We start from the raw sequence: 22,463 nt of genomic DNA, 5'->3' as shown, positions 1-22,463 counted from the left end.
GCAAAACGATTATCGTATGTCGTTGCTATGTGCTTTGGACAAAGAATTAATTACCACCATTGGATAGAGCTAAATGTTAAAGATCGAAGGACTTAAGGTAGTGAGGGGAGACTTTACGGTTTCTCTACCTGAGATTACTATTGCCGATGGTGAGTGCGTAGCTCTATGTGGTGTATCAGGCTCTGGCAAGTCGACCTTGATGGAAGCTATTGCCTTAATTACTCCGCCACTTGAGGTGGGATCCTTTATCATTGACCGTATTGCTGTTGATGAGCTCAGCGCTAAAGAGCAACAGGCTTTAAGAGTTTCTTCAATTGGCATCATGCCGCAAACTGGCGGCCTGCTGCCGTATCTAACCATTAGAGAAAACTTCGAGCTGCAAATTCGCATGGCTTTACGTCAAGCCACCACTGAAGTTTTCGATCGTCAGGTTTCTAACGAGACCACCATCAAATCTAAGCCAAGTGCCATCGATTCAGCCTCAGCAAGCTCGCTTAACAAGGTAGCTTTAAACGATAAGTCCGCTATCTCTATCGATGGATTTGCAGCTAAGGCTCGCTCTTTATCTTTTAGCGATAATAATAGCGCCGCAAGCGAAACTCAGCTTAAAGATGAAGATCGCATGAGAGTTCGATTAGCAGCAGCGCAGCTATCAGTTTCAGCAGATAGCTATGATTCGCATGCAGCAGGACAGTTCACTCCACATGATAAGCGTAAACTCAGTGCCGAATCCTTAGTCCATGCTGAGCTTAGTCCAAAAGAGAGTACTGCCAATCGCATTACCATCACCAATAAAGAAAACCAGGCTATGGTCGATGAGATGATGGCGGTGTTAATGCCTCACGTTAAGAGCATTGGACTGTACAATCATTTAGATAAGCTCCCTGAGCAATTATCCATTGGTCAGCGTCAAAGAGCTTTGTTCTTACGTGCTATTGCGCATAAGCCACGTTTATTATTAATCGACGAGCCAACTTCGGCTTTAGATCCAGATAATGCTGCAAATCTCTTCCAGATTATCGATGAGATCGCCAAAGAGTCTGGCATCTCCATTTTGCTCATTACTCACGATCTCAAAGCTGCAGCGCGTTATACCCGCTATGTCTATGACTCAGTAAGATCACACTCTGAGTATTCTGTCTTTACCTTCTACGACAATGCCAATACTGCTGACCATAGTATCAACGCCATGTACACTGGCCGTCCTGTTGATTTTCCGTCAGCGCCGCATATTTACAGCTCACAGTTTGCCGGTCGCTCGATTAACACTTTCCACAATACCTACAGTAAGGCAGGCTCTCATAGCATGGCCTCAAGTGGCGTAACTCTAAGTCCAATGCCAAGCTCCTCCATGCATCGTGTTGGTGGTTTTTCTGATGCCATTAAGACTGAGGCAGGTGGTAATGAGCTTATGAGCTCAGATACAGCAGGTATTGAGATCCTCTATGACGAGCTTGGTCATCTGTACTCAGCTAAGGGTCGTATTACTTACTACACCACTCCAGCTAACAAGCTTAAAGGCCAGCACAATGACGGAGTTGATGATAACTCTCTGACCTCCTCAAAGCGCGGTGGTCCACGTGTTGACGATAGTGATCTCGACAGTAGCTCATCAGCACAGATGAGTACTATCAGCGTAGGTTCCGATGGTCTCATAAGCGAGGTCGGCACAGGCAAACTAAGCTTGCCTGATGCAGCACAAGAGCATGATGCAGTACAGCAGCAAGATGCAGCTAATGCAGATGCTAGTGCCGATGCAAGTGGTGTTGGCAGCGCAGATGCTAATGCAGGTAAAAGTGGCGTTGGCAGCGCTGGTGGGGCATCGGCTGATGCAAACGATGGTGCATTTGAAAAGGAGCGTAAGTAGTTAAGATGCTTTTTAAGATCGCTTTAAAAGAACTCAACTATGACCGTTTGATGAACTTCTGTCAGATTACGGCTATTGCATGCATCATTGCTCCATTATTACTGCTCTTCTCATTAAGACACGGTATTTTAAGTGAGCTTGAGGATAATTTAGTTAATGATCCAAGTGTACTATCTTTAACTTTAGATACCTCATATCGCCTTGATGACAATTTCTTTGAGATGCTGCGTTCACATAAAGAAACTGGCTTTGTCGTACCTGAGATCACCGCTTTAAATGCACTGGTAGATATTAAATTTCCAGGAGGAGTTAAGCGCATGAGCGTCTTGCCAACAGCGCTTGGCGATCCTGTGGTCTTAGGATCAAAAATCCCATTTACTGAAAAAGAGCATGATCTTTCAAATAGCGAAGTCTTTATTAGTGAGGCTGTGGCTGTTGACCGCAAGTTAAAGGTAGGCGATACCATTAGCATCATGGTGTCACGCACCATGAATAGCGTACGTGAGGCTGTCAAAAAGGATTTGGTAATCCGTGGCATTATCTCTGAGCGCTTTGTGCGTGACGACACCATTATGGTCTGTAAAGATCTTATCAATGCCATTGATGACTATCGTAATGGTTATAACCCTGCTCTGATCTCTGATGGATCTTATGAGCGTGAGGGTAAGCGTTATTATGCAAAGTTTCGTCTGTACGCTAAAGACGTTGATAGCGTCATCCCGCTGTACTATTTGTTAGTGAGCAAGAAGCTTAACGTTAGCTCCAAGGTTAAAGATATTGAAAATGTTAAGGCAATTCAGCATGTCTTAAACTTCGTTTTCGGTGTTATTGCCTCAGTTTCCATTGCCGGTGGCTCAATTGCCTTAGGCGGCCTTATGCTCAGCTCCTTACGCGCTCGTAAGCGTAACTTAGTACTCTTGCGTCTCATGGGCCACTCTGAGTCCGATATTTACAAGCTTGTTATTATCGAGTCTCTCATTATTGCCCTGATTGGCTTTGTAGCTGGTCTGGCAATGTACGCCATTGGTTCTGCTATCTTTAACTTCTACTTTATGGGAATTTTAGCAGGCTCAGTGATTAGTCAGCTCACACTGGTGCATATCTTGGCTTTCTTCTCTAGCACCCTTGGCCTATCACTCATCGTCGCCTTGCTCTCAGTTAAGTACGTATTCTTAAAGGTGCAAATTGCCGACGTGCTCCGCGAGGCCTAAAGAAACAAAAGCCTCCCAAGCCCAGGCAACCGACCTTAAATTATTTCACTCAAGACAAAGCCAATGCCCTGCATTGGCTTTTGTCATCTTAGGAGGGTGCAAAGACCAAAAAACGCTGCCTCTTTGCATGCAGTCGATGCAAGTTCGCCTTAGCGCTGCTAGTATGCGCGGCGATTTAGCCATGGAGGCAATGCTAGCTCTATCAGCCACTTTCGCTGCCAGATAGCATGGGTGTGAGCTCATTTGGCTGTTTGGCAATGGGCAAATGGCTCGGTGTTGTCTGTGGTGGAATAGGTCGTGCGTGGCTTACTTTGGGGCTAGTAGGTTGTGTGTGTCACATAACGGCACATAATGAGCTAATTAGCTTTGTAATTATGCGTGTTAACCATACAATGTAGTTCTAGCAAGATATTACTGCTTTAGATCAATCAAGCTACTATCAGCTCTATTATGTATGGCTTGGCAGATCTCTTGGTTTTTTGAGCTTACACTTTTAGCGCAAAGATACACCTAATTTATCTGTGATAGTTTGATTCTAACTAGTAGTAGATAAGTGACCTTGGAGGGGACATGAGACTTAGTATTGCGGCTATGATGACTGCGGCAGCTTTTAGCATGATGGCTTCATCAACTGCCTTTGCAGCTGATAGTAAGGATAAAACGGCTGAGACCTTCAATCCTAAGCCAGCTAAGGACGACGTTATTGTTCCAATGCCTTGTGATGGCTTTATGGTGTTTAAAAAAGTCTACACCGGCTCTGCAAGCAAGCTGCAAGATAAGGGCTTTAATGCCGGATCGACTAATGCCGAGGCCATGCTCTCACAGTCTTTAAATCAACGCTATGTCCAAGGTGCCTTTAAAGACAAAGAAGGCTACTACTTCCTCATCTCCAAATACGAGCTTAATAATGCCCAGTACGATCTCTTAAGCAAGTACGACATGGGTAAGGGTAAGTGCACTCCAAAGAAATACTCAATTAAAGATCGTATTGCTAAAAACAACATCAGTTGGTTTGATGCTATCGAGATTACCAGACAGTATTCAGCCTACCTCTCAAGTGCTGAGGCTAAGAGTGCCAAAACTGGCAGCGTACCTTTAAGTTCTGATAAGTCTTCAGCCTTTGCTAGATTGCCTACCGATAGTGAGTGGGAGTTTGCAGCTCGTGGTGGCAGCCATGTTACCTCCTCAGAGTTTAGCGCCGATGTATTCCCATTTGCCCAAAATAAAACTATTGCAGACTATGCTTGGTACAAGGCAAGTGAGAGTGCTTCTGATGGTAAGGTAAGACCAATTGGTCTTAAAGAGCCAAATCCAGCTGGTCTTTATGACGTGCTTGGCAATGTCAGCGAGATGATGCTTGATCCTTTTTATGCCACTCGTACTGGTCGACTGCATGGTCAATCAGGTGGCTTTATCGTGCGTGGCGGCTCGGTGATTAACGCTAAGTCCGATATGCTTACTGCCTATCGTTCTGAGAGAGCCTACTTTACTCGTGGTAAAGAGACAAAAGGCTCTGATGCAGGCATGCGTATCGTGCTCTCCATACCGTTTACTAACTCTATTCAAGAAGTACGTGAGCTCAATGCAGAAGTACAAAAGCTGGGTAACGACTCAGATGCGGCTGATGTAAAGAGCGGCGGTAACTTAAATACCGTAGCTCGTTTAGACAAGATTATTGCTGAGCAACAACAGGCTTTAGATAAGGCCAAAAAGCTTTCTGAGCAGCAAGCTAAAGCTTTAAGTGAAGCTAAGGCAGGATCTGCTAAGTCCTTAGAACAGGTAGAAAAGGAACTTGAGGCAGTACGTAAAGATCTTAGCGAAGCTCAAAGTGAGAAAGAGCGTGTGCTTGAGGGTAGCTATACACTAACTAAGAGCCTTGCTGATCTACGTAACAAGATGATTGAGGCTAATGTGCGCAAAGATGAAATGCGTGATAAGGCCATCGTCTCCAACCTGCGTTTAGGTGGCTATCTGTGCTCCTCAATTGCCTCTGAGGAAATTGCCCGTGAGCGTACCTTAAAGAACGAAGAAATCGTTCGTAAGCTGCCAATGCGTCAATGCCGTGAGGATGCAAAGTCTAAAGAGTGTCTCAAGGCTAAAGAGGAGCAAGAGAAAAAGCTTGCTAACAATCGTGCTTTAGCTGAGCAGATGGTGGACTACTATGTTTCTTATTATGCAGACCACATCACAGACACCTTAGATACTTTCGACTACAAGTTTATTGAGGCTCAACAGCGTAATGCTCAAAAGGCTCTCGGTAAGAACGAGGGTACCTTAAGCGAGTACATTGAGCGCTTTGTTAAAGACGTAGATGCCTATCGTGACGGTAGTCGTGATCTGTCAAAAAACAAGGCAACTTGGGTCAAGCAGTGCCGTGCTATGAAGCACTAAAAGCCCAATAAACCACAGCCTTGCCATGCTGCGCTAACTACCTTAGCTAATACCTTGGCCAATACCTTAGTTAAGCGCAGCAATAGATCGCACACATTTCATAGCAAGTGCTCTTAGGCGCTGCCGATGCGAGTTTAATACTGCTATTTAGCACGGCTGACTGTGGTAAGTTTGCGCTGGCTTTGTTTTGCTTTTGTGAGCTTGCTTGATGGATGATGGGACGGCTCCTGATGTTTAGTTTGAGGAGGATTGGATGTTAAGAGTTATGCGCCTTAAAGGCTCAGAGCTTGCGCCTGAGTGGCAAGATGCGGCCAAAAGTTTGGGCGCTTTCATCAATTCTCTTAGCCTGCCTCCTGAGGTTAAAAGCTTAATTGCTGATCGCGATGAGGATGGGGAGTACTTAAACTTCTACTCGCCTAGCGAGGGTTTGCTTGAGCCCGTGCCAATGCTCGATGGTAAACCGGTATTTCCTAATGCTCGTATGCAGGCTAAAGCTCATTATGAAGAGCGTCGCGACTACATCATGCAGCTTGTTGAGCCTATCATCGCTAATGAAAAGCAAGCTCATTTAGCTGCTGCTCAGGCAAATGGAGAAAAGGGTGATAAGCCACTGTCTCCAAGTCCTGCGTTATTACTCAAGCTGCTTTTAAATAACCCACAGCACATGATCATCGTCAATGAGTCTGTGCCGGTTATTATTCCGTATATCGATACGCCTCATCTAAACTCAGCTCTGGCGCAAAATCCAAGCTTGCTTGCAGCAGGTGCTACAGCAGCTGCAAGTGGCTCTGGCATACGCTGGGGTCTTATAGGATTAGTGCTGCTCTTATTGCTCTTAGCTTTAGGCTTAGCTTGGTACTTTATGAAGCTGTGGCCGTGGCCATTTATCGATGAGGCTAAAGAAAAGCAAGCTCAAGATCTTGCAGCTTTAGAGCAGACTTTAGCTAAAGATCAGGCTTTATTAAAAGATATCAATGATCTTATCGATAAGACCGATTTGCGTTTAGAGCTAGCCAACGAGCTCAATCGTAACGATAAGCTCAATGGCTTAGTAGATTCACTCAAACAAGATCAGCACAATCTCACTGAGATCGACAAGCTTATCGCACAAACTGAAGCTTTAGAGCAAAGTGCGCTTAAAGCAGAGCAAGATCGCTTGGCAGCTGACAAAGTGGCCCAAGAGAAGGCTACAGTAGCATCAACTTCGTCCAAGCTGCCAAAGTGTGAGGTGATAAAAAAGCAAGGCAAGATGCCACAGCTTGTAATGGCTACTGATGGCTCTGGCTCCATGCTGCATACTATGTCAGATAGATCATTCCGTATTGATGCAGCGATGAAAGCAGCCAATGCCTTAGTCGATAGTGTGGATAAAAATGTCCCAATTCGTCTTTTCGGTATTCAAGGCTGTCCATTAGCTCGTGACTATGGCGTATTCTCAGGTGCTAATCGTGGCGCGTTAAAACAGTCGATTGCACGTACTGACCCTCGCTTAGTTAAAGGCATGCTGCCAATTGAGGTGCTTACCCCATTAGTCTCAGCACTGCGTGGTATGGCTAACTCAGTACCTGCTAATGTTGATGCAGTGGGTATTTTAATCTCTGATGGCGTGGATACTTGCAATGGTACTGAGCATCTTAATCTTTGCGATGTAGCCAGGACGATTCATGCGCAGCGACCAAAGCTTAAGATCAACGTGATCTTAATTGGTGACGATGTTGAAGAGGCCAAGTGCATTGCCTCGATTACCGGTGGCAAGGTCTACAGACCACAAGATAGTGTCTCCTTGGTAAATGATCTTAAAAACGCTGGCAGTTCCTTAGTTAAGGTCTGTCAGTAGCAAGAGATCATGCATCAAAGCGCCTAAAGCTGCCCAATGCTATAGATGGTGGCGTAGCAGCACCATGCTTTAGATAGTGCCCGTAGCTGCACTACGCTAAAGATAGTAGCGTCGCAGCACCACTACTTAGATAGTGGCGTAGCGGAGCAGCGACTTTGATTGTGCATGCAGAGGCACCAGGATTTTAATAGTGCCTGTAGTGGCACCAGAATTTTAGCTAGGAGCGTCGTAGCATCAGCATCTAATTGCACGCAACGATGGGAACTAGCACTCAATGTAAAGAATTTGGCGGTAACTGAAGCTGTTATGGCTGCAGTTACTGTAGAGCAAACAAACTGACAGAGACTTTTTCTGTCAAAGGACATACTCATGCATAAGAGTACTCGCTTAAGTAGCGGCAACATCTCTGACTTTACTCCAATTGGACAGGATGGACAGCCTATTTATCAAAATGCTGATGCCTTTAGAGCAGCATTAGCCATCAATCCTTCCATTGGCGAGGAGCGTGTCCGCCACCTAGCTATTCCAAAAGTAAGTGCCGATGGTACTTCTATCGAGTGGTACGCACCATTCCCACCAAAAAATGCCGATGGTCAGTATCGTATTGTGCATTGGGCCTCAGCTACTGCTGAGGAGCGTAAAGATGCGCTTGCACAGCTACGCGATCTCGAGATGAAGTTACAAAAGCTAGGCAAAGAGCTTTCAAGACGTACCTCTGACACTCAAAGTCGTTTGTTTGCAGCATATTTAAATGGTGACGGCTCTGTTTCAAAATTACCTGCAATCCATTTCCCAAGTCAGGACAATGTCTACATTGTGGACGGCATTCCTGTCATTACCTTCTGGGGCTTTTCTGATCGAGCTGGTAATTTTGATGGTAGCCCATGGGATAAGCTTAAGACTGTAGCTCCAGCTCCAGCTCCAGCTGCAGCAGTTGCAGGTGCTGCTCCTGCAGCTGATGCTGCTTTTGCAAGCCGTCCAGTTGCAGATCAGAAACTGCCAGAGACTCCACCAAATGCCCCTGATAACAATCAAGGCCACAAGTGCGCCATCTTTGGTCCAGGCGGCATATGTGCAGGCCATACTTGCGGTCTTCCAGCCTGGCTGTTATGGCTCTTGTTAGCCCTCCTCTTATTGCCATTATTACTGTGGCTCTTATGGAAGCTGTTAGGTTTATTAGGCTTTGGTCTGCCTGGCTTTGGTCTTCCATCAAGTCCAAGTATTCCTGCTGATCCTCCTGCAGCCGTAGCTCCTGCTGATCCTGCCAAAGATAAGCCTGTCGAGCCTGCAGCCGAACCAGCCCCTGAAAAGCCAGTCGAGCCAGCTGCAGATAAAGCTGCAGCACAAGAAGTAGCTGCAGGCTCAACCACTGTAGTGCAAGAGACTGCTCCAAGCTCTACTCAAGAGCCTCAATCAGAACTTACTAAAGTTCCACCAGAGGAAGTAGTTTCAGCAGACAATACTGCCGTGCAAGAGGTAGTAAGCAATGAAGCGGTGCCAGGCCAAGCTAATCAAGTAGTAGAGGAGAATGCTACTCAGGTGGCAACTGAGGTTACTCCAGTAGCTCCGGTTGATCCAAAGATGCCAGTTGATGAGTCTTTAGCTAACTTACCTCCTGAGGTACAAGCTGCTATTAAGGAGGCTCGTGCTGCAGAGATGGCTGCAACTAATCAGGTTGCACCGCCAGATCCTGCTATGCCAAAGCAACAAGCAGCTGTAACTCCATTACCTCCTGTGGATATTAAGTTTAGTCCTCAGGATTTAGCTACCAAGGGCACAGCTGTCGTTAATGGCAATTGGGGTACACGTATGGCTTTAATGGATGAGTCCAACGGTAAACCACTGCAGATGCAGTATCAGCTCAATGATGGTAAGGGCACTGTGACTATTACCCGCGCTGATGGTACTAAGTGTACTGCCCAAGTTGGTGCCGCATCAGCTGATGGCAATATCCAAATTTCATCTGATGGTAAGGCTGTCTGCCCAGATAATAAGACTTACCGTATTCCAAACGTAAAGTGTGCTCCATCTAAAGATGGCAAGGTAGATTGCGTCGGTACTATCGGCAATCAGAAGTTCCCAATCGAACTTTACGGTGGTACTAAATAGCAATAAAAACTGTTCTAATTTACACTATATCTAAATTGTAGATGTATAATGAACAGGCACAACAAAAAAAGCCTAGCTAAGGCTAGGCACAAGAATAATTAAGCATGGAGACTTTCATAAAGTCTCTGTGCTTAAGCAGTCAAACAACAAGATAAAAAAGACGCATCCATAGGCTTAACAGGTATTATTCACATGCACATGCATAAGCCTAAGAGCCGGCTAACATATGAGCCTGAGGTCATAGGCCTTAGACCAAGCTGTTAGCGTTCACATGCATGGACGCCATCGACATTGGCTCTGATGTGCTCAAATAACTTATCTATTAAAAGCAGGTCAAGAGACTAAGCTTAGCTTGCAGCCATACTGAAAATCATCTTTATAGCTGGTTTTAGTTGGCGCTCAAAGCAGTTCACAAGGAGGCATATTGTGCAACTTCGTACTACTCTAATGGCATCAGCCTTATGTGGTCTGATGGCCGTAACTGGCTGTAACTCAACTACTAGCGGTCCTTCTGCATCAAATGCAGACCCACGTATGACTAACGATGAGTTCTCCGTAGATCAAAGCTCCTATGCAACTGCTTGCGTTAGCGGCGCTCTGATTACTGGTGTTTCTTGTATGTTCATTGCTGACTCTGGTTCACGTGCTGTATGTCTTGCAGCAGCTGCTGCAGGCTGTGCCGTTTTCATGGGTGGTAATGCTCTTTTAGATAACCTGCGTAAGGGCTATCACACCAAGGAGCAACAGCTTGATGCATTAGCCAAGCAGATGGAAGAGAACCGTCAGAAGGCTGCCTACATGCTTGCAACTGCTAATCAGGTCTATGAAGAGGATCACGCAAAGCTTGCTCAGATGAAAAAAGAGATCGCCAAGAACACAGCTGATCGCAAGCAAGCTGAGAAGACCTTAGCTCGTTATGATGGCAACATCTTGGTGCTCAAAGACAACATCGATTATCATGAGAAGCAAATTGCTCTGTTCAAAGAGACCAAGACTGAGCTTGCTGGCAATGGGAATTTAACTGCAGCTGAGCGTAAGCAGATCAAAGAGTGCGATCGTGAGATTGCCCGTCTGCAAAGCAACATCGATGAGATGCGCGGCTTGCTCACCAACTTCACTAACGATCGCAACGTGCTTAATATTGCTCTCAACGACGGCTCTGAGATCAAGGCCAAGGCTGCTTAGTTTGATTGCATAGCCTGCTTTAGCAGCTCAAGATTACATAGCGCCACAATGCGCGAATGTCCACTAAGAGGCAGGTTGATTTAAGATCTAATCAACTTGCCTAGGAATGGGAAAGACCATGTCATTAGAATTCGTAAAGGGTGCCAAGCTTTCTTTAATTGCTGGCGCTACCGCTGTTTTACTCACCGCTTGTGCCTCAACTCCAGAAGAGTGCGATCCTAGCCAAGATCAAGGCTTCTTTGGCAAGATGGGGTGTGTAGTTACTGGCTCATATGAAGAGCGTGTTGAGCAAAAGCAAAAGCACGTGGATGAGCTCAAGGCAGAAAGCGAGCGCTTAAATGCCTTAGCCCGTGAGGTAGAAGGTAAGAGAGCAGCACTGCTTGGCACTTACGAGCAGCGTACTCGTATGCTCGATAAGACTCGCAGTGAGCTTTATGCTGTTCAGGCAAGCTTATCTAAGAAGCGTGCTTTAACCTCAGAGCTGCAAGACAAGCTTGATGCTGCTAAGGCTAAGGTTGCTGCTATGAACAAGCCTAGCGCAGCAAATCAGACTTTAAAGAAGAAGCAAGCTGAAATCGAAGAGCTCAAGGCTACACTCGACGAGCTGCAAAACTCACTCTAATCACGAACAGCTAATTGAGCCACCATAAGCTCAACAACGCTAAGACAATAACGCGCCTTGGCCTAAGTGCTAATGCGCGTTTTTCATAGTACTAGTCTGTATCTAGGCTAAACAACCCAATTTGGAAAAATAGGCATTTACCTACTAAGTTAAAACACTCTTTCCACAGTCGTCGCACCATCATGCTTATATATTCAAGATCAAACAAGCAAAAAGAGCAGCCACACTTATCAGCCCTTGGATTAAGAAAATTATCTGAGCGTATCTTATGGAGCTTTAGCGCCATGGGCACTGCTATCATGCTCAGTGCATGTAGCACCATTAGTTCAGGTGTAGAGTCAATATCTGCAAGTATTACCGAGTCTGACTGGTATAACTCATCTTTCTGGGATGATTATGATTCCAAGGTTCAAGCCTGCATCACTGGTGGACTAATTGGCGGCCTGTCATGTGTCTTTATTATTGATCCCGTGTCAAAAGCAAGTTGTGTAGCTGCAGCAGCAGGCAGCTGTGCTTCTATGGTTGGCGTGGATGTTCTTTTAGAAAATGTGCAAGAACATTATGCCGAAAAGGAAGATCAACTCAATGCTCTCGCCGAGCAAATGGAAAAGTATCATTCAGAGTCGATTGAGGCATACGAAGCGGCTCAAAAAGAGTATGGCAAGAACACTAAAACACTGAGCCGACTGCTACTCAACATAGATAAAAAGCGCGTCAAAAAGAATCGGCTTGCAAAGCACATCGCCGCATATGACAAGAAGATCGAAGAGCTCGAAAAGGAGATCACCGTACAAGAAGCACGCGTAAGCTCCTATCGTCTGCTCAAAGAGAAGATTGTAGGTTACAAGATCTTAGATTTTACCGATGATGAAGTGCTCGCCAACTACGATCGCGAAATTGAGCTTCTAAACTCCAGCATCAACGAAATGCGCTCAGTGCTTGAGAACTACACTGAAGATCGCAACGTACTCAATCTCGTGCTCACCGAAAACTATTCAGCCAAAACTGCCGAGTACATGATCACGTCCAAATCATAACTCCACACAACCACACATTGATCGCTGGCAATGCCGCAATAATGCGCATTGCGGTTTTATATCGCAGCTCAAGAGGTCTTAAGCTTGTACTGTGATAGACTCGCTTGTGTATGCATACTTAGTTATGTGCTGTATTTAAGTGAAGAGAGAGCGCTAAAGTGCCTATAAGCAAGACCAAAGAGAAAAACTCCAGCTTTGACAACATGTGTCAAAAGCTAATGGAAAAGTTCGATCCTGTGCTGTTCATGGATGGGCTGTTAGAGCATGTTGGAGTGTCACGTCAGATTATTGATGGAGCATTGTATGGTGATGAGGCTGGCAACTTAGCTCCTAATAATCGTCGCAACAACTTCACATACAAGGATGTAGCAATTGCTGGTCTTGCCTATTTTAGGTTTCCTAAAGCAGGTAGCCGCCTAGATGAATACATTGATAAGATGAAGAGCCTTAGGCTTATACAGTCACAAGAGCACGGCATTAAAATCATCATTTGCTGTACTCAAGACAAGGTCGCAATTTACGATCTCAAAAACGATGTGTGCTTAGTCTGTGAACTAAAAGATCTGTGTAAGCATAAGGACGAACTTAGTGCTCTATTTGCAGATGGTCTAGACATCACTAAACTTAAAGTAAAACCAAGAGCTCTAAGGGCTACAGAACCTGTAGTAGATGCCTGGATAGATTGGAGTGAAAAGAAAGCTAAAGCAGTGAGTCTGTCCGTAGATGAAAGTGCGGCTTTACAGTTTATTGCGCTGATTGATGAACTCGTTAAGCACAACGGCTTAGATGATAAGCGTCTTGATCTAGGCGATTTTGTGCTGCGTTTGTGGTTCTGTCTTTTTGCTGATGATTACAAACTCTTTGGTAAAGATAAGAAGCCTTTCTTGAGTGCTTTTAAGAGTATGGTCTCTGAGGATGGCTCTAACGCTAAACAGTTCTTTGGCGATCTCTTTAGCGTTATTGCTACACCGGACTCAAAGCGCAAATCTCTCAAATCATCTGTCGATGAGAGACTTTTGAAGTTTGCCTATATCGAAGGTGATTTCTTAAAAGGAAAGATCTTAGTACCTGAGTTTAATGCTCAAGCAGTATCACTCTTGCTCGCTTTAGATACGATTAATTGGACCAAGATCTCTGTAGTGCTTTTTAGTTCGCTCATTGAGTACATTATGGTCGATTATGAGCGATCTGCTGTTACAGAATGTTATACGCAAGGTAAAAAGCTTAATTGGCTTGCTAAAGAACTGTATCTTGATGAGTTTGAAGAGAGATATGACACCCATGAGCAGATGATGCTTCAAGAGCAATTAAAATCCACCGAAGCAGAAGATGAGGAAACAGCACGCAAGGCTGCCACCAAGTATGTCATGTATGCGAAGAATTTCATCAAGCTCCTTAGCAATGAGAAATTCCTAGACCCAGCCTGTGGTTGCGCTAACCTCTTAGCATACGCATATCAAGACTGTCGTAGATTTGAAACCAAGATTTATGCGCACGTAAAGTCTTTCATTAAGGATTGTCCACGTATACAGCAGTTCTTAAAAGAAGGTATCTTTGAGCCTTTAGGTATTGATAGTGAAGGATCATTTGTAAATGTAAGGTCATGCATTGATCTTAAGAACTTTGGTGGTATTGAGATCGAACCATGGTTGGTTCAGGAGGCTCACCTGTCCATGTGGATGGTACAGCATGTCTGTGACTTCAGACTCAATAAGCGCCTTGGTGCAAAGCCATTAGTGCAGCCAATCAATAGCATGGATAAGATAGTGCTAGGAGATGCACTTGAGATTGATTGGAACAAGATCATTAAGGCAGATGAGTGCACTTTTATCTTGTCCCACTTACCAATGAGCATGTTCGGTGATATGAGTAAGGCTAAGCTTAATCAGGTTAAGAAGATCTTGGATGGCTGTGGTCTTATTGAGGTTACTCACTATTCAAGTGCATGGGTGAAATTAGCCGCTTCATACATGAAAAACAATGACAGTATCAGTGCTGCCATGATTGTACCAATTGTAGATTTTGATTTTGATAGATCTAGCCGAAGCAGCAAGTTCGTCCTAAACAATTGCGATGAGCTGCCAAATTACTCAGTCAAATCATCTTTCCCATGGCCAAATGAGCTTGGCAATGCAGAAGATACCATTACTGATGTCTTTTTCATTGGAGAAAAGTTTGATGGTTACATTGAAGATGACGCTGATGACCATATCTTTGATGAGGAAGACGAAGAAGCTGATGATGGCATCTTTATGTTGCACTTCTTTTAAGATTAGTCATATTAGTAGCATGCGGCTGTAGGCAGTACTTTCAAGGCTCACATCTTGTGGACTAAAAGTTAATTGTGAGCCATTCTTTTAATGTTCGGCTGTAGGCAGTACTTTCAAGGCTCACATCTTATGAACTAAAAGTTAATTGTGAGCTATAAGCTTAAAAACTATTTCTATGCTTGCAAATGACGGTATTAGTGATTAGGCTACTGCGAGTAGCCTTGCAGTTGTGATAACAACTGGCACTACTGATGTAATAAAGCTTTTGTTTGGGATGAATGTTATGGCCAAGGTATCCTCAAAAGATCTCTCTATTCTCATTAATGACTTAAGTCAGAAAATGCAGGAAAAGTGGGAGCCTGATGTATTCTTCAGTGAACTTATGAGGATGTATGGAACCGCCAATGATTCCATAAAAATGGCTCTTAAAAATGAGCCGGGCTATAACGTTGCATGCAAAGACGTCAATGATTCTATGGCCAGGCCTGATCTTGCCATATCATTACGCGCCTACTTTAGATTCTTAAAGGATGATGCCGACGTTGTCCATGCCATGGATGATGTGCGTGCTTTAAAAGAAGTCACTGGTCCAAAGCATAAGTTTCAATACCTCATTTGTTGCGGCCCTGAGACCATTGCTATGTTCGATGCTATTGAGCATGACAACATAGTAATTGGCTATAAGGATTTGCCAGGCTTTTACAGCTTTATGCTGCCAATGTTAGAGGGGCGTAGAACTAAGATTGTCTCCTCTAAAGAAGCCGATCGTAAGGCTTGTTTAAAGCTCACTCGTCTGCTCGACACCCTTGCTCAGCACAACAACATTAGCGATGAGAACATGCAGCAGCTCAACAGCTTCATGGTGCGCATCCTTTTTTGTTTCTTTGCTGAGGATACTGGCGTGTTTGGCATGGGTGACGATAATGTCTTTTCCAATGCTTTCAACAAGCTGGTAGATCGTGAGGGTAGTAACGCTAAGCAGTTCTTTGAAGATATCTTTACGGTATTTAACACTAAAGAACATGAGCGAGAGCATCTTGAAAACAAGGTTGCCAATGAGATTTTAGAGTTTCCATATGTAAACGGTGGCCTCTTTGCTGAACCTGGCTTTATCCCTGAGTTTGACGTTGTAACCCGCAATCAGTTTACTGATTGCGGTAAGCTCTCTTGGTCTGAGATCTCACCTGCCGTTTTCGGTGCTATGTTCCAAGGCGCTATGAACAAAGAAGAGCGCCGCAACATGGGTGCTCACTATACCTCTGAGGAGAATATCCTCAAGCTCATCAAGCCATTGTTCCTTGATGATCTCTATGCTGAGTTTGAAGAACTAAAGAAAAAGGCTGAGCCTCTCAAGTTAGGTGCTGCCACTGCTAAACGTGCCGATAGCTCTCGTCGTAAGAATTTTGCCGTGCGCAAAATGTTCTATGACTTCTTAGAGGAAGTAGGCAAGCTCAAGTTCCTTGATCCAGCATGTGGTTGCGGTAACTTCCTCCTTGTCACATACAAAGAGCTGCGTACTCTTGAGAACGAGGTATTTGACTACATTAATGAGGGTGCCTTTACAAACTCCTTTATCAACATCGATCAGTTCTATGGTATCGAGATCGAGGATTGGCCTGTTGAAATTGCCCACGTCTCCATGTGGCTCATGCAGCACCTCATGAACCAGCAAGCTAACGCTCGCTTCGGCTCCAATATCTCATCTATCCCACTCAAGTCATCAGCAACAATAGTTAGAGCCAACGCCCTTACCACCGACTGGAACGACATCCTGCCAGCCTCAAAGTGCAGCTACATCCTTGGTAATCCACCGTTTGGTGGAGCAAAGTATTTGTCTGATGAACAAAAGGCTTGGTTAATATCAGTTTACCCACCAAAGTATAAATTAGGTTACGCAGACTATGTTACGGCTTGGTTTGTTAAAGCATCAGAATACATGCAGCTAAACAACAATGTGCATGCAGCATTTGTATCAACCAACTCAATCTGCCAAGGCGAGCAGGTCAACACTCTATGGAGCTTGTTATTAGATAAAGGCATATACATTAACTTTGCGTATAAGCCGTTCCAATGGTCTAACGATGCAGCAGGCAAGGCTGCTGTTGTTTGTGTGATAGTCGGTTTTTCATTTAAACGTACTCAATCGCCCAATTTAATTACTCACGATAGCAAGACAAATATGCTAAAGGCAGAAAAATGCATATGTATTTCTCCTTATTTAACAGGCTGTTCTGTTCCTACAATTGTTAAGAGTAAAAACGATGCATTTCAACGAGATATTAATTTATCATTTGGAAACAAATCAGCTGATGGTGGTCATCTGATACTGACCTATGAGGATGGGCAGAAACTGTTAAATGAACATCCTAACGTTAAGCCTTATATCAAAAAGTACATAGGCAGTAGTGAGCTGATGAGGAGTGAATTTAGGTACTGCTTTTGGTTAGAAGAAGACGACAGGGACAGGTGGTCTACAATACCAGAGATAACAGCACATGTTGAGGATTGTAGATTGTGGAGATCTGCTCAAGTAAAAACAGGCGCTGCGTATAAGGTTAAAGATAAACCTTGGCGGTTTTGTCAGTTGGCAAGTATATCGAATCCAGAAAGAGCACTTGTAATTCCAATTGTCTCATCAGAGCGACGTAAGTATATCCCTTTGGGCTTTATAAAATCAGATACCATTGCTTGTGCTCAAGTTCATATGCTTCCAAATGCAAGTTACTATGACTTTGGCATCCTTATGTCTCTCATGCATAACTTGTGGATCAAGTTTACTTCTGGCAGGCTCAAGTCTGACATACGTTACTCTCGTGACATGACATTCAACACCTTTGTTTGGCCTGAGGTGAGTGACGAACAGCGTGATGAGATCGATAAGCTGGCAAAAGAGATCTTGCTGACACGTATCGACTTTGAAACACAGTTTACGCTTGGTGAGATGTATAACCCTGAAAACATGCCTGATGAGCTTAAGGATGTTCACGCAAGACTCGATGCTGCAGTAGAACGTGCTTATCGTGAGGAGCCATTCAAGGATGATGAGGAGCGCTTGTCGTTCTTACTTGACCTTTACTCTAAAGCGATTGCTGCTGAAGAAAAGGAGCAGTTAAAGGCTGCGAAGCCGAAGAAAAAGAAAGCTACCGCTAAAGCTGATAGCTAAGCATTTAAAGCTGATAGCTAAGTATTTGTTTCAGTGGGTGCTTTCTGGCTGAATTAGTCAGTAGATGATTTTGATGAGTCAAACATAAGAGGATTGAATATGAGTGAGCAGCACAAGGGTGAAGAGGTCGCTGTAGGCAGACTGCAGGTACATAACGTAGGTTCTTATAGCTTTTCACAGACTGGTCAAAGTTCTGCGGCAAATGCTATGGGTATGCGTGAAATGCAGGCTCGTGCTTTTGAAAAGCGAGACTCTCAGTACTTACTCATTCAGGCTCCACCGGCTTGTGGTAAATCACGTGCTCTTATGTTCTTGGCTCTTGATAAGGTCATCAATCAAGGCATTAAGAAAGTCATCATCTCAGTGCCTCAGATTGCTATTGGTTCAAGTTTTAATGACACTGAGCTCAGTAAGTTTGGCTTCTTTGCTGACTGGCATTTAGATTCAAAGTACAACCTTTGTGCTCCAGGCGGCGAGACTCAGAAAGTAGCTCAGGCTATTAAGTTTTTAGAAGATGACAATGCTCATTATCTTTTATGCTCACACGCAACCTTAGTCTACTTCTATGACAAGGTTAAGGATAAGTCAGTCTTTAACCAAGCTTTAGTTGCAATTGATGAGTTCCACCATGTCTCTGAGGAGGCTGATAACCGCTTAGGTAATGTAATTCATGAGTTGATGACCAAGACATCGGCACATGTCATTGCCATGACAGGATCTTACTTTAGAGGTGACAGCGTACCTGTGCTGTCTGTTGAGGATGAGAAGAAGTTTGATCGTGTTGTTTACACTTACTATGAGCAGCTTAACGGCTATAAGTACCTAAAATCATTAGGTATTGATTACGCTTTCTATGAGGGTAACTGGTTAGATGCTGTACCAAGGCTTCTTGAATTAGATAAGAAGACTATCATCCATATTCCTAATGTGAACTCTAAAGAGTCTAGCGGTGACAAGCTTAATGAAGTAGGCCAACTTATTGACTATATTGGTGAGCGCGTAGCTAGAGATCCTAAGACTGGCATCATCACGGTTAAGAGTGCTAATGGAAAGACCCTTAGAATTGCTGATCTCGTATCCGACACCATTGCAGGTATGCAGGGTGTAACATTAGCTGCACTGCGTGAACCTGAAACACTAAATACTGTTGATGTAATTATCGCCTTAGGCATGGCCAAAGAGGGCTTTGACTGGCCTCAATGTGAATATGCTTTGACAGTAGGCTATCGTTCATCATTGACCGAAGTTGTTCAGATCATTGGTCGTGCAACACGTGACTGCCCAGGCAAAGAACACGCTCAATTTACTAACCTCGTAGCTATGCCTACAGCTATGGTAGATGACGTAACGGATGCAGTTAACAGTCTTCTTAAAGCCATCACTTTATCCTTGCTGATGGAGCAGGTGTTAGCTCCTAACGTACACTTTAAAAAGCGCGGTGAAGTCGAGCCTACAACTCCAGAGCAAAAAGAGCAGAAAAAGATCGAGAGTATCAAGAAGAAGATTGGTAATCAGGTTGAGATCACCATTGATAATGACAGCATGTCTGATGATGCTCTTAAGATCATCAATGAGGAGTATGCCGATATTGTAGCTAAGGTGATTAACTCCTCTAATACAGTCAAAAAGGCTATTGCGAATGGTGGTGATGATATTTCCAAGTCATTAGTGGCAGAGGATGTTTCTTCAGTTATTCGTGAGTACCATCCTGAGCTAAGTGATAGTGATATTGCTGCCATGTCTGAGGCTGTAGTTACTGAGATGATTATCAAGACACTGCCAGTGATTAAGCCAGATGATGCTATTGTTCACGATGTTCCTACAGATGTCGTTGAGGAGCCTGTAGCGATAGTTCAAGATCATGAGAATCGAACTTTTGTGAAAATCAAAGATAAGTTCATTAATGTGGATGAACTCGATTTCAACATGATCGGCTCTATCAATCCATTCCAAGATGCATACATCTTTGTTTCAAAGGCAGTAAAGCCAGAGCTGTTAAAGCTCATGCAAAATCAGATTAATGCTTGGCGTGAAAAGATGACTTTGGATGCAGCTTTAGAGTTATGGCCTCATATTAATACCTTCAGAATTGAGCATAATCGTTTGCCTGATCCTAAGTCTACTAACGACTTTGAGCGTCGTTTAGGCGTGGCTTTTGAGTACATTCTTCAAAAGAAGCGTGAGGCCAATGCAAAGGCAGCATCATCAGCTGAAGCTCAAAATAGCTAAGGTGATGATATGAAGTTCAATATTGATCTGCCTGTTAAACGTCCTAAGTCACTTGATGAGCTCTTTGATAATGATCCTTATGGCCTGCTAGCAGATGTGGGCAAGTCTAAGGTGTCGATGAATGACACGCAAAAGATCATGTCTGAACTTGAGGATATTAAAGAGTTCATTAAAGAGCACCAACGTTTGCCAAACGAAGCTAGCGATGACTTTGAAGAGCAGATTCTTTTTAAACGCTATCAGAAGGTCTTGTCTGTCTATTCTGCTGCTAAAGAAGAATGTGAGGCATTGCTACCTGAGGAGCTGCGTTCAAAGAAAACTGAAAAGATCTCAAGAACTCGCATGACTCGCGACGAGGTGATCAAAAAAGAGGTAGAGGATATGCACTCACGCCTCTTTACTGATTTGGACTCCGTTTTTGCTGCAGATCCTTTAGGACTTCTTGATGATGTAGGTCAAAGTGATCTTGTTGTAGAGCATGAGTATTGGCGCGACACTGAAGCCTATAAAGCAAAGACTTTTGTCTTTGAGGAGCCATTAGCGAAAGCCGTAAAGTGCGCTGAGTTTGATAAGTTCAAGCGCTACTTTAATGAGGTAAAGCTTTTACTGAAGCAAAACCATGTAAAGCAGGTAAAGATAGTTGGTGGCGACAGCATCGATATCGTGCCTGGACAGTTTTTTGTGATTGATGGAGTCTTTAGCTTAATTGCCGAAGCTAGCCTCGAGGATAAAAAGACCAGCAAGGCATCAAAAAAGATTAAGTATAGAGTTAGACAGATTTTCGACAATGGCACTGAGAGTAGTCCATACAGTACATCTGTAAAGGCATCGTTCTATAAGAGCGTGCCTCCTTGTGTGCGTTTAGTTGAGAACGATGATATTGGCAGGGAGTTCTTTTCTCGCTTAGTTAGGGAGCTAGACCCGCTTTTTGAGAAGCTTGATAACGCTGGTAAGCCTGATGGATACGTTTATATCTTGGGCACTTTGAGCACCGAGCCTGTGATTCAAAAGTTCTTAGAGCATAGCCACCTTATCAAAATTGGTTGTACCAGCAATACAGTTGAAGAACGTATTGCCAATGCTCAGAACGAAAGTACTTACTTATGTGCGCCTGTCAAAGTCTTACGTACCATTGCTTGTAAGAACTTTGACGCCTTAGCACTTGAGAATGCACTTCATACCATTTTTGCAGCACATCGCTTGAATGTGACGCTTAAAGATAATGAGGGCCACACATACAAGCCAAAGGAGTGGTTTACCGTAAGTGCTGATACCGCCTGTGAGGTAGTTGAACATATCATGGCTCAAGACCTTAACAAGTATTACATTGACCCAATCCAAGGCCGTCTCAAGCTAAAGCAAAAGTAATACTTATCTATCAAGCTATGCTTTCTGTAGTAAAACCTATGTTTTAAGGCAAGCCTCTGCGCGGGCGTTGATGCAAGCCTAATGATGGAGAACGCTAATCAAAACTTATGATCTTTGTAGGCTGATCTGCTATCCAAACATCGGTGCTCCAGGCGATTGAATCGCATACCTTTGAGTAGCTTTCCATGCTATCAAACACTGAAAGATAAGCGCACTTTAGCTTAGTTGATGCTGCGATCTTATCGAGCTCTTGTTTGCGTTTGGTATCGATGTGTCCACATGAGTGTTCGCATGATACGAAACACAGCCATGGCTCTTTAGGATCATCAACCTTAAACACGAGATCAGTTTTGCCAAGCAGGTGTTTTGCATCAAGACCAATATCTGAAAGTGCAATCTGATCTTGGTGGATCACAGAGCTGTGATCTCCTGCAATAAAGACAGGTATAGAAGAAGTTGCATGTTCAGGTATAAAGCTATCTAATACAGCCTTTATGAGTTCATCTGCGATCTTAAGATCTTGGCAATTGGCCATGTTTTCCTCGATTCTACAAACGCAAAAAGGCAGCACCGATGGTGCTGCCTTTTTAGAACTTGATTATTCGTCGTCAGCTAACTTACGACTAGGTCTTTAGAACTATTGGCCCTGACCTAAGAGCTGCAGCGCGATAGTTGGACGCTGATTTGCCTGAGTCAGAATGGTCTGCGATGCCTGCTGAATGATCTGATTAGAGGTCAGAGCAGCTGTCTCCATTGCAAAGTCAGTGTCACGAATACGTGAGCGGGCGTCGGATTCGTTCTCAGAAATTGAGGCCTGATTACGGATGGTGCTTTCCATTCTGTTTTGTATCATTTTTGCGACATCTTTGATTGCAAAAATGAGCTCTTCAACTAACTTCGAAACCCAATTATTATTTTGTCGCAAATTCTCGAATACAAAATTTGTCATAGGAGCAAATTCTCTCTTTTTGGCGACGGTTTCAATGCCATAATTCAATAAACAAATTTACATACGCTACGTATATTATCACCATATGTGAGGTGATGTACGTCACTAAGCTGGTATTGACAATTAATGACATTTGTGCTTATTCATTAAAATGTCAAAAGCAAGACGTAACAAAGCGATGCTGTATTTCTACAACATTAGAAAGCACATAATATGCCAACATAT

General features: G+C 43.9%; 13 protein-coding genes and 1 pseudogene. 12 read left to right on the top strand and 2 right to left on the bottom strand.

Annotated features, from left to right (window positions below; translation table 11 throughout):
* Nucleotides 1–73: 73 nt before the first annotated feature.
* The 12 genes from H524_RS16455 to H524_RS0106035 all read left to right on the top strand — a co-directional run bounded on the left by H524_RS16455 (nt 74) and on the right by H524_RS0106035 (nt 21,289).
* The gene (locus H524_RS16455; RefSeq protein WP_052338944.1) at nt 74–1,867 is read left to right on the top strand and encodes an ATP-binding cassette domain-containing protein; all 1,794 of its coding nucleotides are present in this window, start codon (nt 74–76) and stop codon (nt 1,865–1,867) included.
* Nucleotides 1,868–1,872: 5 nt separating this feature from the next.
* Complete coding sequence (locus tag H524_RS0106100) at nt 1,873–3,078, top strand: ABC transporter permease (RefSeq protein ID WP_027939584.1); 1,206 nt, start codon at nt 1,873–1,875, stop codon at nt 3,076–3,078.
* A gap of 570 nt (nt 3,079–3,648) precedes the next feature.
* Nucleotides 3,649–5,469, top strand: coding sequence for a formylglycine-generating enzyme family protein (locus tag H524_RS0106090; RefSeq protein WP_027939583.1), 1,821 nt, complete (start codon nt 3,649–3,651; stop codon nt 5,467–5,469).
* Nucleotides 5,470–5,722: 253 nt separating this feature from the next.
* Nucleotides 5,723–7,306 carry a vWA domain-containing protein gene (locus tag H524_RS0106080; RefSeq protein WP_027939582.1) on the top strand — a complete coding sequence of 528 codons (1,584 nt, stop codon included), beginning with the start codon at nt 5,723–5,725 and terminating at the stop codon, nt 7,304–7,306.
* A gap of 369 nt (nt 7,307–7,675) precedes the next feature.
* Entirely contained in the window at nt 7,676–9,415 is a 1,740-nt protein-coding gene (locus H524_RS0106075) for a hypothetical protein (RefSeq protein ID WP_027939581.1), read from the top strand.
* A gap of 426 nt (nt 9,416–9,841) precedes the next feature.
* Complete coding sequence (locus H524_RS0106070) at nt 9,842–10,600, top strand: hypothetical protein (RefSeq protein WP_156907555.1); 759 nt, start codon at nt 9,842–9,844, stop codon at nt 10,598–10,600.
* A gap of 118 nt (nt 10,601–10,718) precedes the next feature.
* Nucleotides 10,719–11,222, top strand: a complete 504-nt coding sequence (locus H524_RS16450) for a hypothetical protein (protein ID WP_052338943.1) — start codon at nt 10,719–10,721, stop codon at nt 11,220–11,222.
* Nucleotides 11,223–11,404: 182 nt separating this feature from the next.
* Nucleotides 11,405–12,259 carry a hypothetical protein gene (locus H524_RS0106055; RefSeq protein ID WP_169726134.1) on the top strand — a complete coding sequence of 285 codons (855 nt, stop codon included), beginning with the start codon at nt 11,405–11,407 and terminating at the stop codon, nt 12,257–12,259.
* Between the two features lie 203 nt (nt 12,260–12,462).
* Entirely contained in the window at nt 12,463–14,529 is a 2,067-nt protein-coding gene (locus tag H524_RS0106050; RefSeq protein WP_044121614.1) for a DNA methyltransferase, read from the top strand.
* A gap of 283 nt (nt 14,530–14,812) precedes the next feature.
* On the top strand, nt 14,813–17,692 hold the full coding sequence (locus H524_RS0106045; protein WP_169726133.1) for a DNA methyltransferase: 2,880 nt from the start codon (nt 14,813–14,815) through the stop codon (nt 17,690–17,692).
* Nucleotides 17,693–17,791: 99 nt separating this feature from the next.
* Nucleotides 17,792–19,921: a DEAD/DEAH box helicase gene (locus H524_RS0106040; protein WP_052338942.1), complete on the top strand. Its 2,130-nt coding sequence runs from the start codon at nt 17,792–17,794 to the stop codon at nt 19,919–19,921.
* Nucleotides 19,922–19,930: 9 nt separating this feature from the next.
* Nucleotides 19,931–21,289 carry a GIY-YIG nuclease family protein gene (locus H524_RS0106035; protein WP_027939574.1) on the top strand — a complete coding sequence of 453 codons (1,359 nt, stop codon included), beginning with the start codon at nt 19,931–19,933 and terminating at the stop codon, nt 21,287–21,289.
* A 94-nt stretch (nt 21,290–21,383) separates the two neighbouring features.
* Here the strand turns inward: H524_RS0106035 and H524_RS0106030 are convergent, their stop codons facing one another.
* On the bottom strand, nt 21,384–21,824 hold the full coding sequence (locus tag H524_RS0106030; protein ID WP_027939573.1) for a BsuBI/PstI family type II restriction endonuclease: 441 nt from the start codon (nt 21,822–21,824) through the stop codon (nt 21,384–21,386).
* A gap of 102 nt (nt 21,825–21,926) precedes the next feature.
* A pseudogene (locus tag H524_RS17025) lies at nt 21,927–22,139 on the bottom strand (flagellin); the annotation flags it as partial.
* Nucleotides 22,140–22,463 lie beyond the last annotated feature (324 nt).

The organism is Anaerobiospirillum succiniciproducens DSM 6400, assembly GCF_000482845.1.
GTDB classification, from domain to species: Bacteria; Pseudomonadota; Gammaproteobacteria; order Enterobacterales; family Succinivibrionaceae; genus Anaerobiospirillum; species Anaerobiospirillum succiniciproducens.
This window is presented reverse-complemented; position numbering and strand designations above follow the sequence as displayed.

Bases quoted from the DNA above. Each gene is read 5' to 3' on its own strand.
- H524_RS16455 (WP_052338944.1), top strand. From the start codon at position 74: ATGTTAAAGATCGAAGGACTTAAGGTAGTGAGGGGAGACTTTACGGTT.
- H524_RS0106100 (WP_027939584.1), top strand. From the start codon at position 1,873: ATGCTTTTTAAGATCGCTTTAAAAGAACTCAACTATGACCGTTTGATG.
- H524_RS0106090 (WP_027939583.1), top strand. From the start codon at position 3,649: ATGAGACTTAGTATTGCGGCTATGATGACTGCGGCAGCTTTTAGCATG.
- H524_RS0106080 (WP_027939582.1), top strand. From the start codon at position 5,723: ATGTTAAGAGTTATGCGCCTTAAAGGCTCAGAGCTTGCGCCTGAGTGG.
- H524_RS0106075 (WP_027939581.1), top strand. From the start codon at position 7,676: ATGCATAAGAGTACTCGCTTAAGTAGCGGCAACATCTCTGACTTTACT.
- H524_RS16450 (WP_052338943.1), top strand. From the start codon at position 10,719: ATGTCATTAGAATTCGTAAAGGGTGCCAAGCTTTCTTTAATTGCTGGC.
- H524_RS0106055 (WP_169726134.1), top strand. From the start codon at position 11,405: ATGCTTATATATTCAAGATCAAACAAGCAAAAAGAGCAGCCACACTTA.
- H524_RS0106050 (WP_044121614.1), top strand. From the start codon at position 12,463: ATGTGTCAAAAGCTAATGGAAAAGTTCGATCCTGTGCTGTTCATGGAT.
- H524_RS0106045 (WP_169726133.1), top strand. From the start codon at position 14,813: ATGGCCAAGGTATCCTCAAAAGATCTCTCTATTCTCATTAATGACTTA.
- H524_RS0106040 (WP_052338942.1), top strand. From the start codon at position 17,792: ATGAGTGAGCAGCACAAGGGTGAAGAGGTCGCTGTAGGCAGACTGCAG.
- H524_RS0106035 (WP_027939574.1), top strand. From the start codon at position 19,931: ATGAAGTTCAATATTGATCTGCCTGTTAAACGTCCTAAGTCACTTGAT.
- H524_RS0106030 (WP_027939573.1), bottom strand. From the start codon at position 21,824: ATGGCCAATTGCCAAGATCTTAAGATCGCAGATGAACTCATAAAGGCT.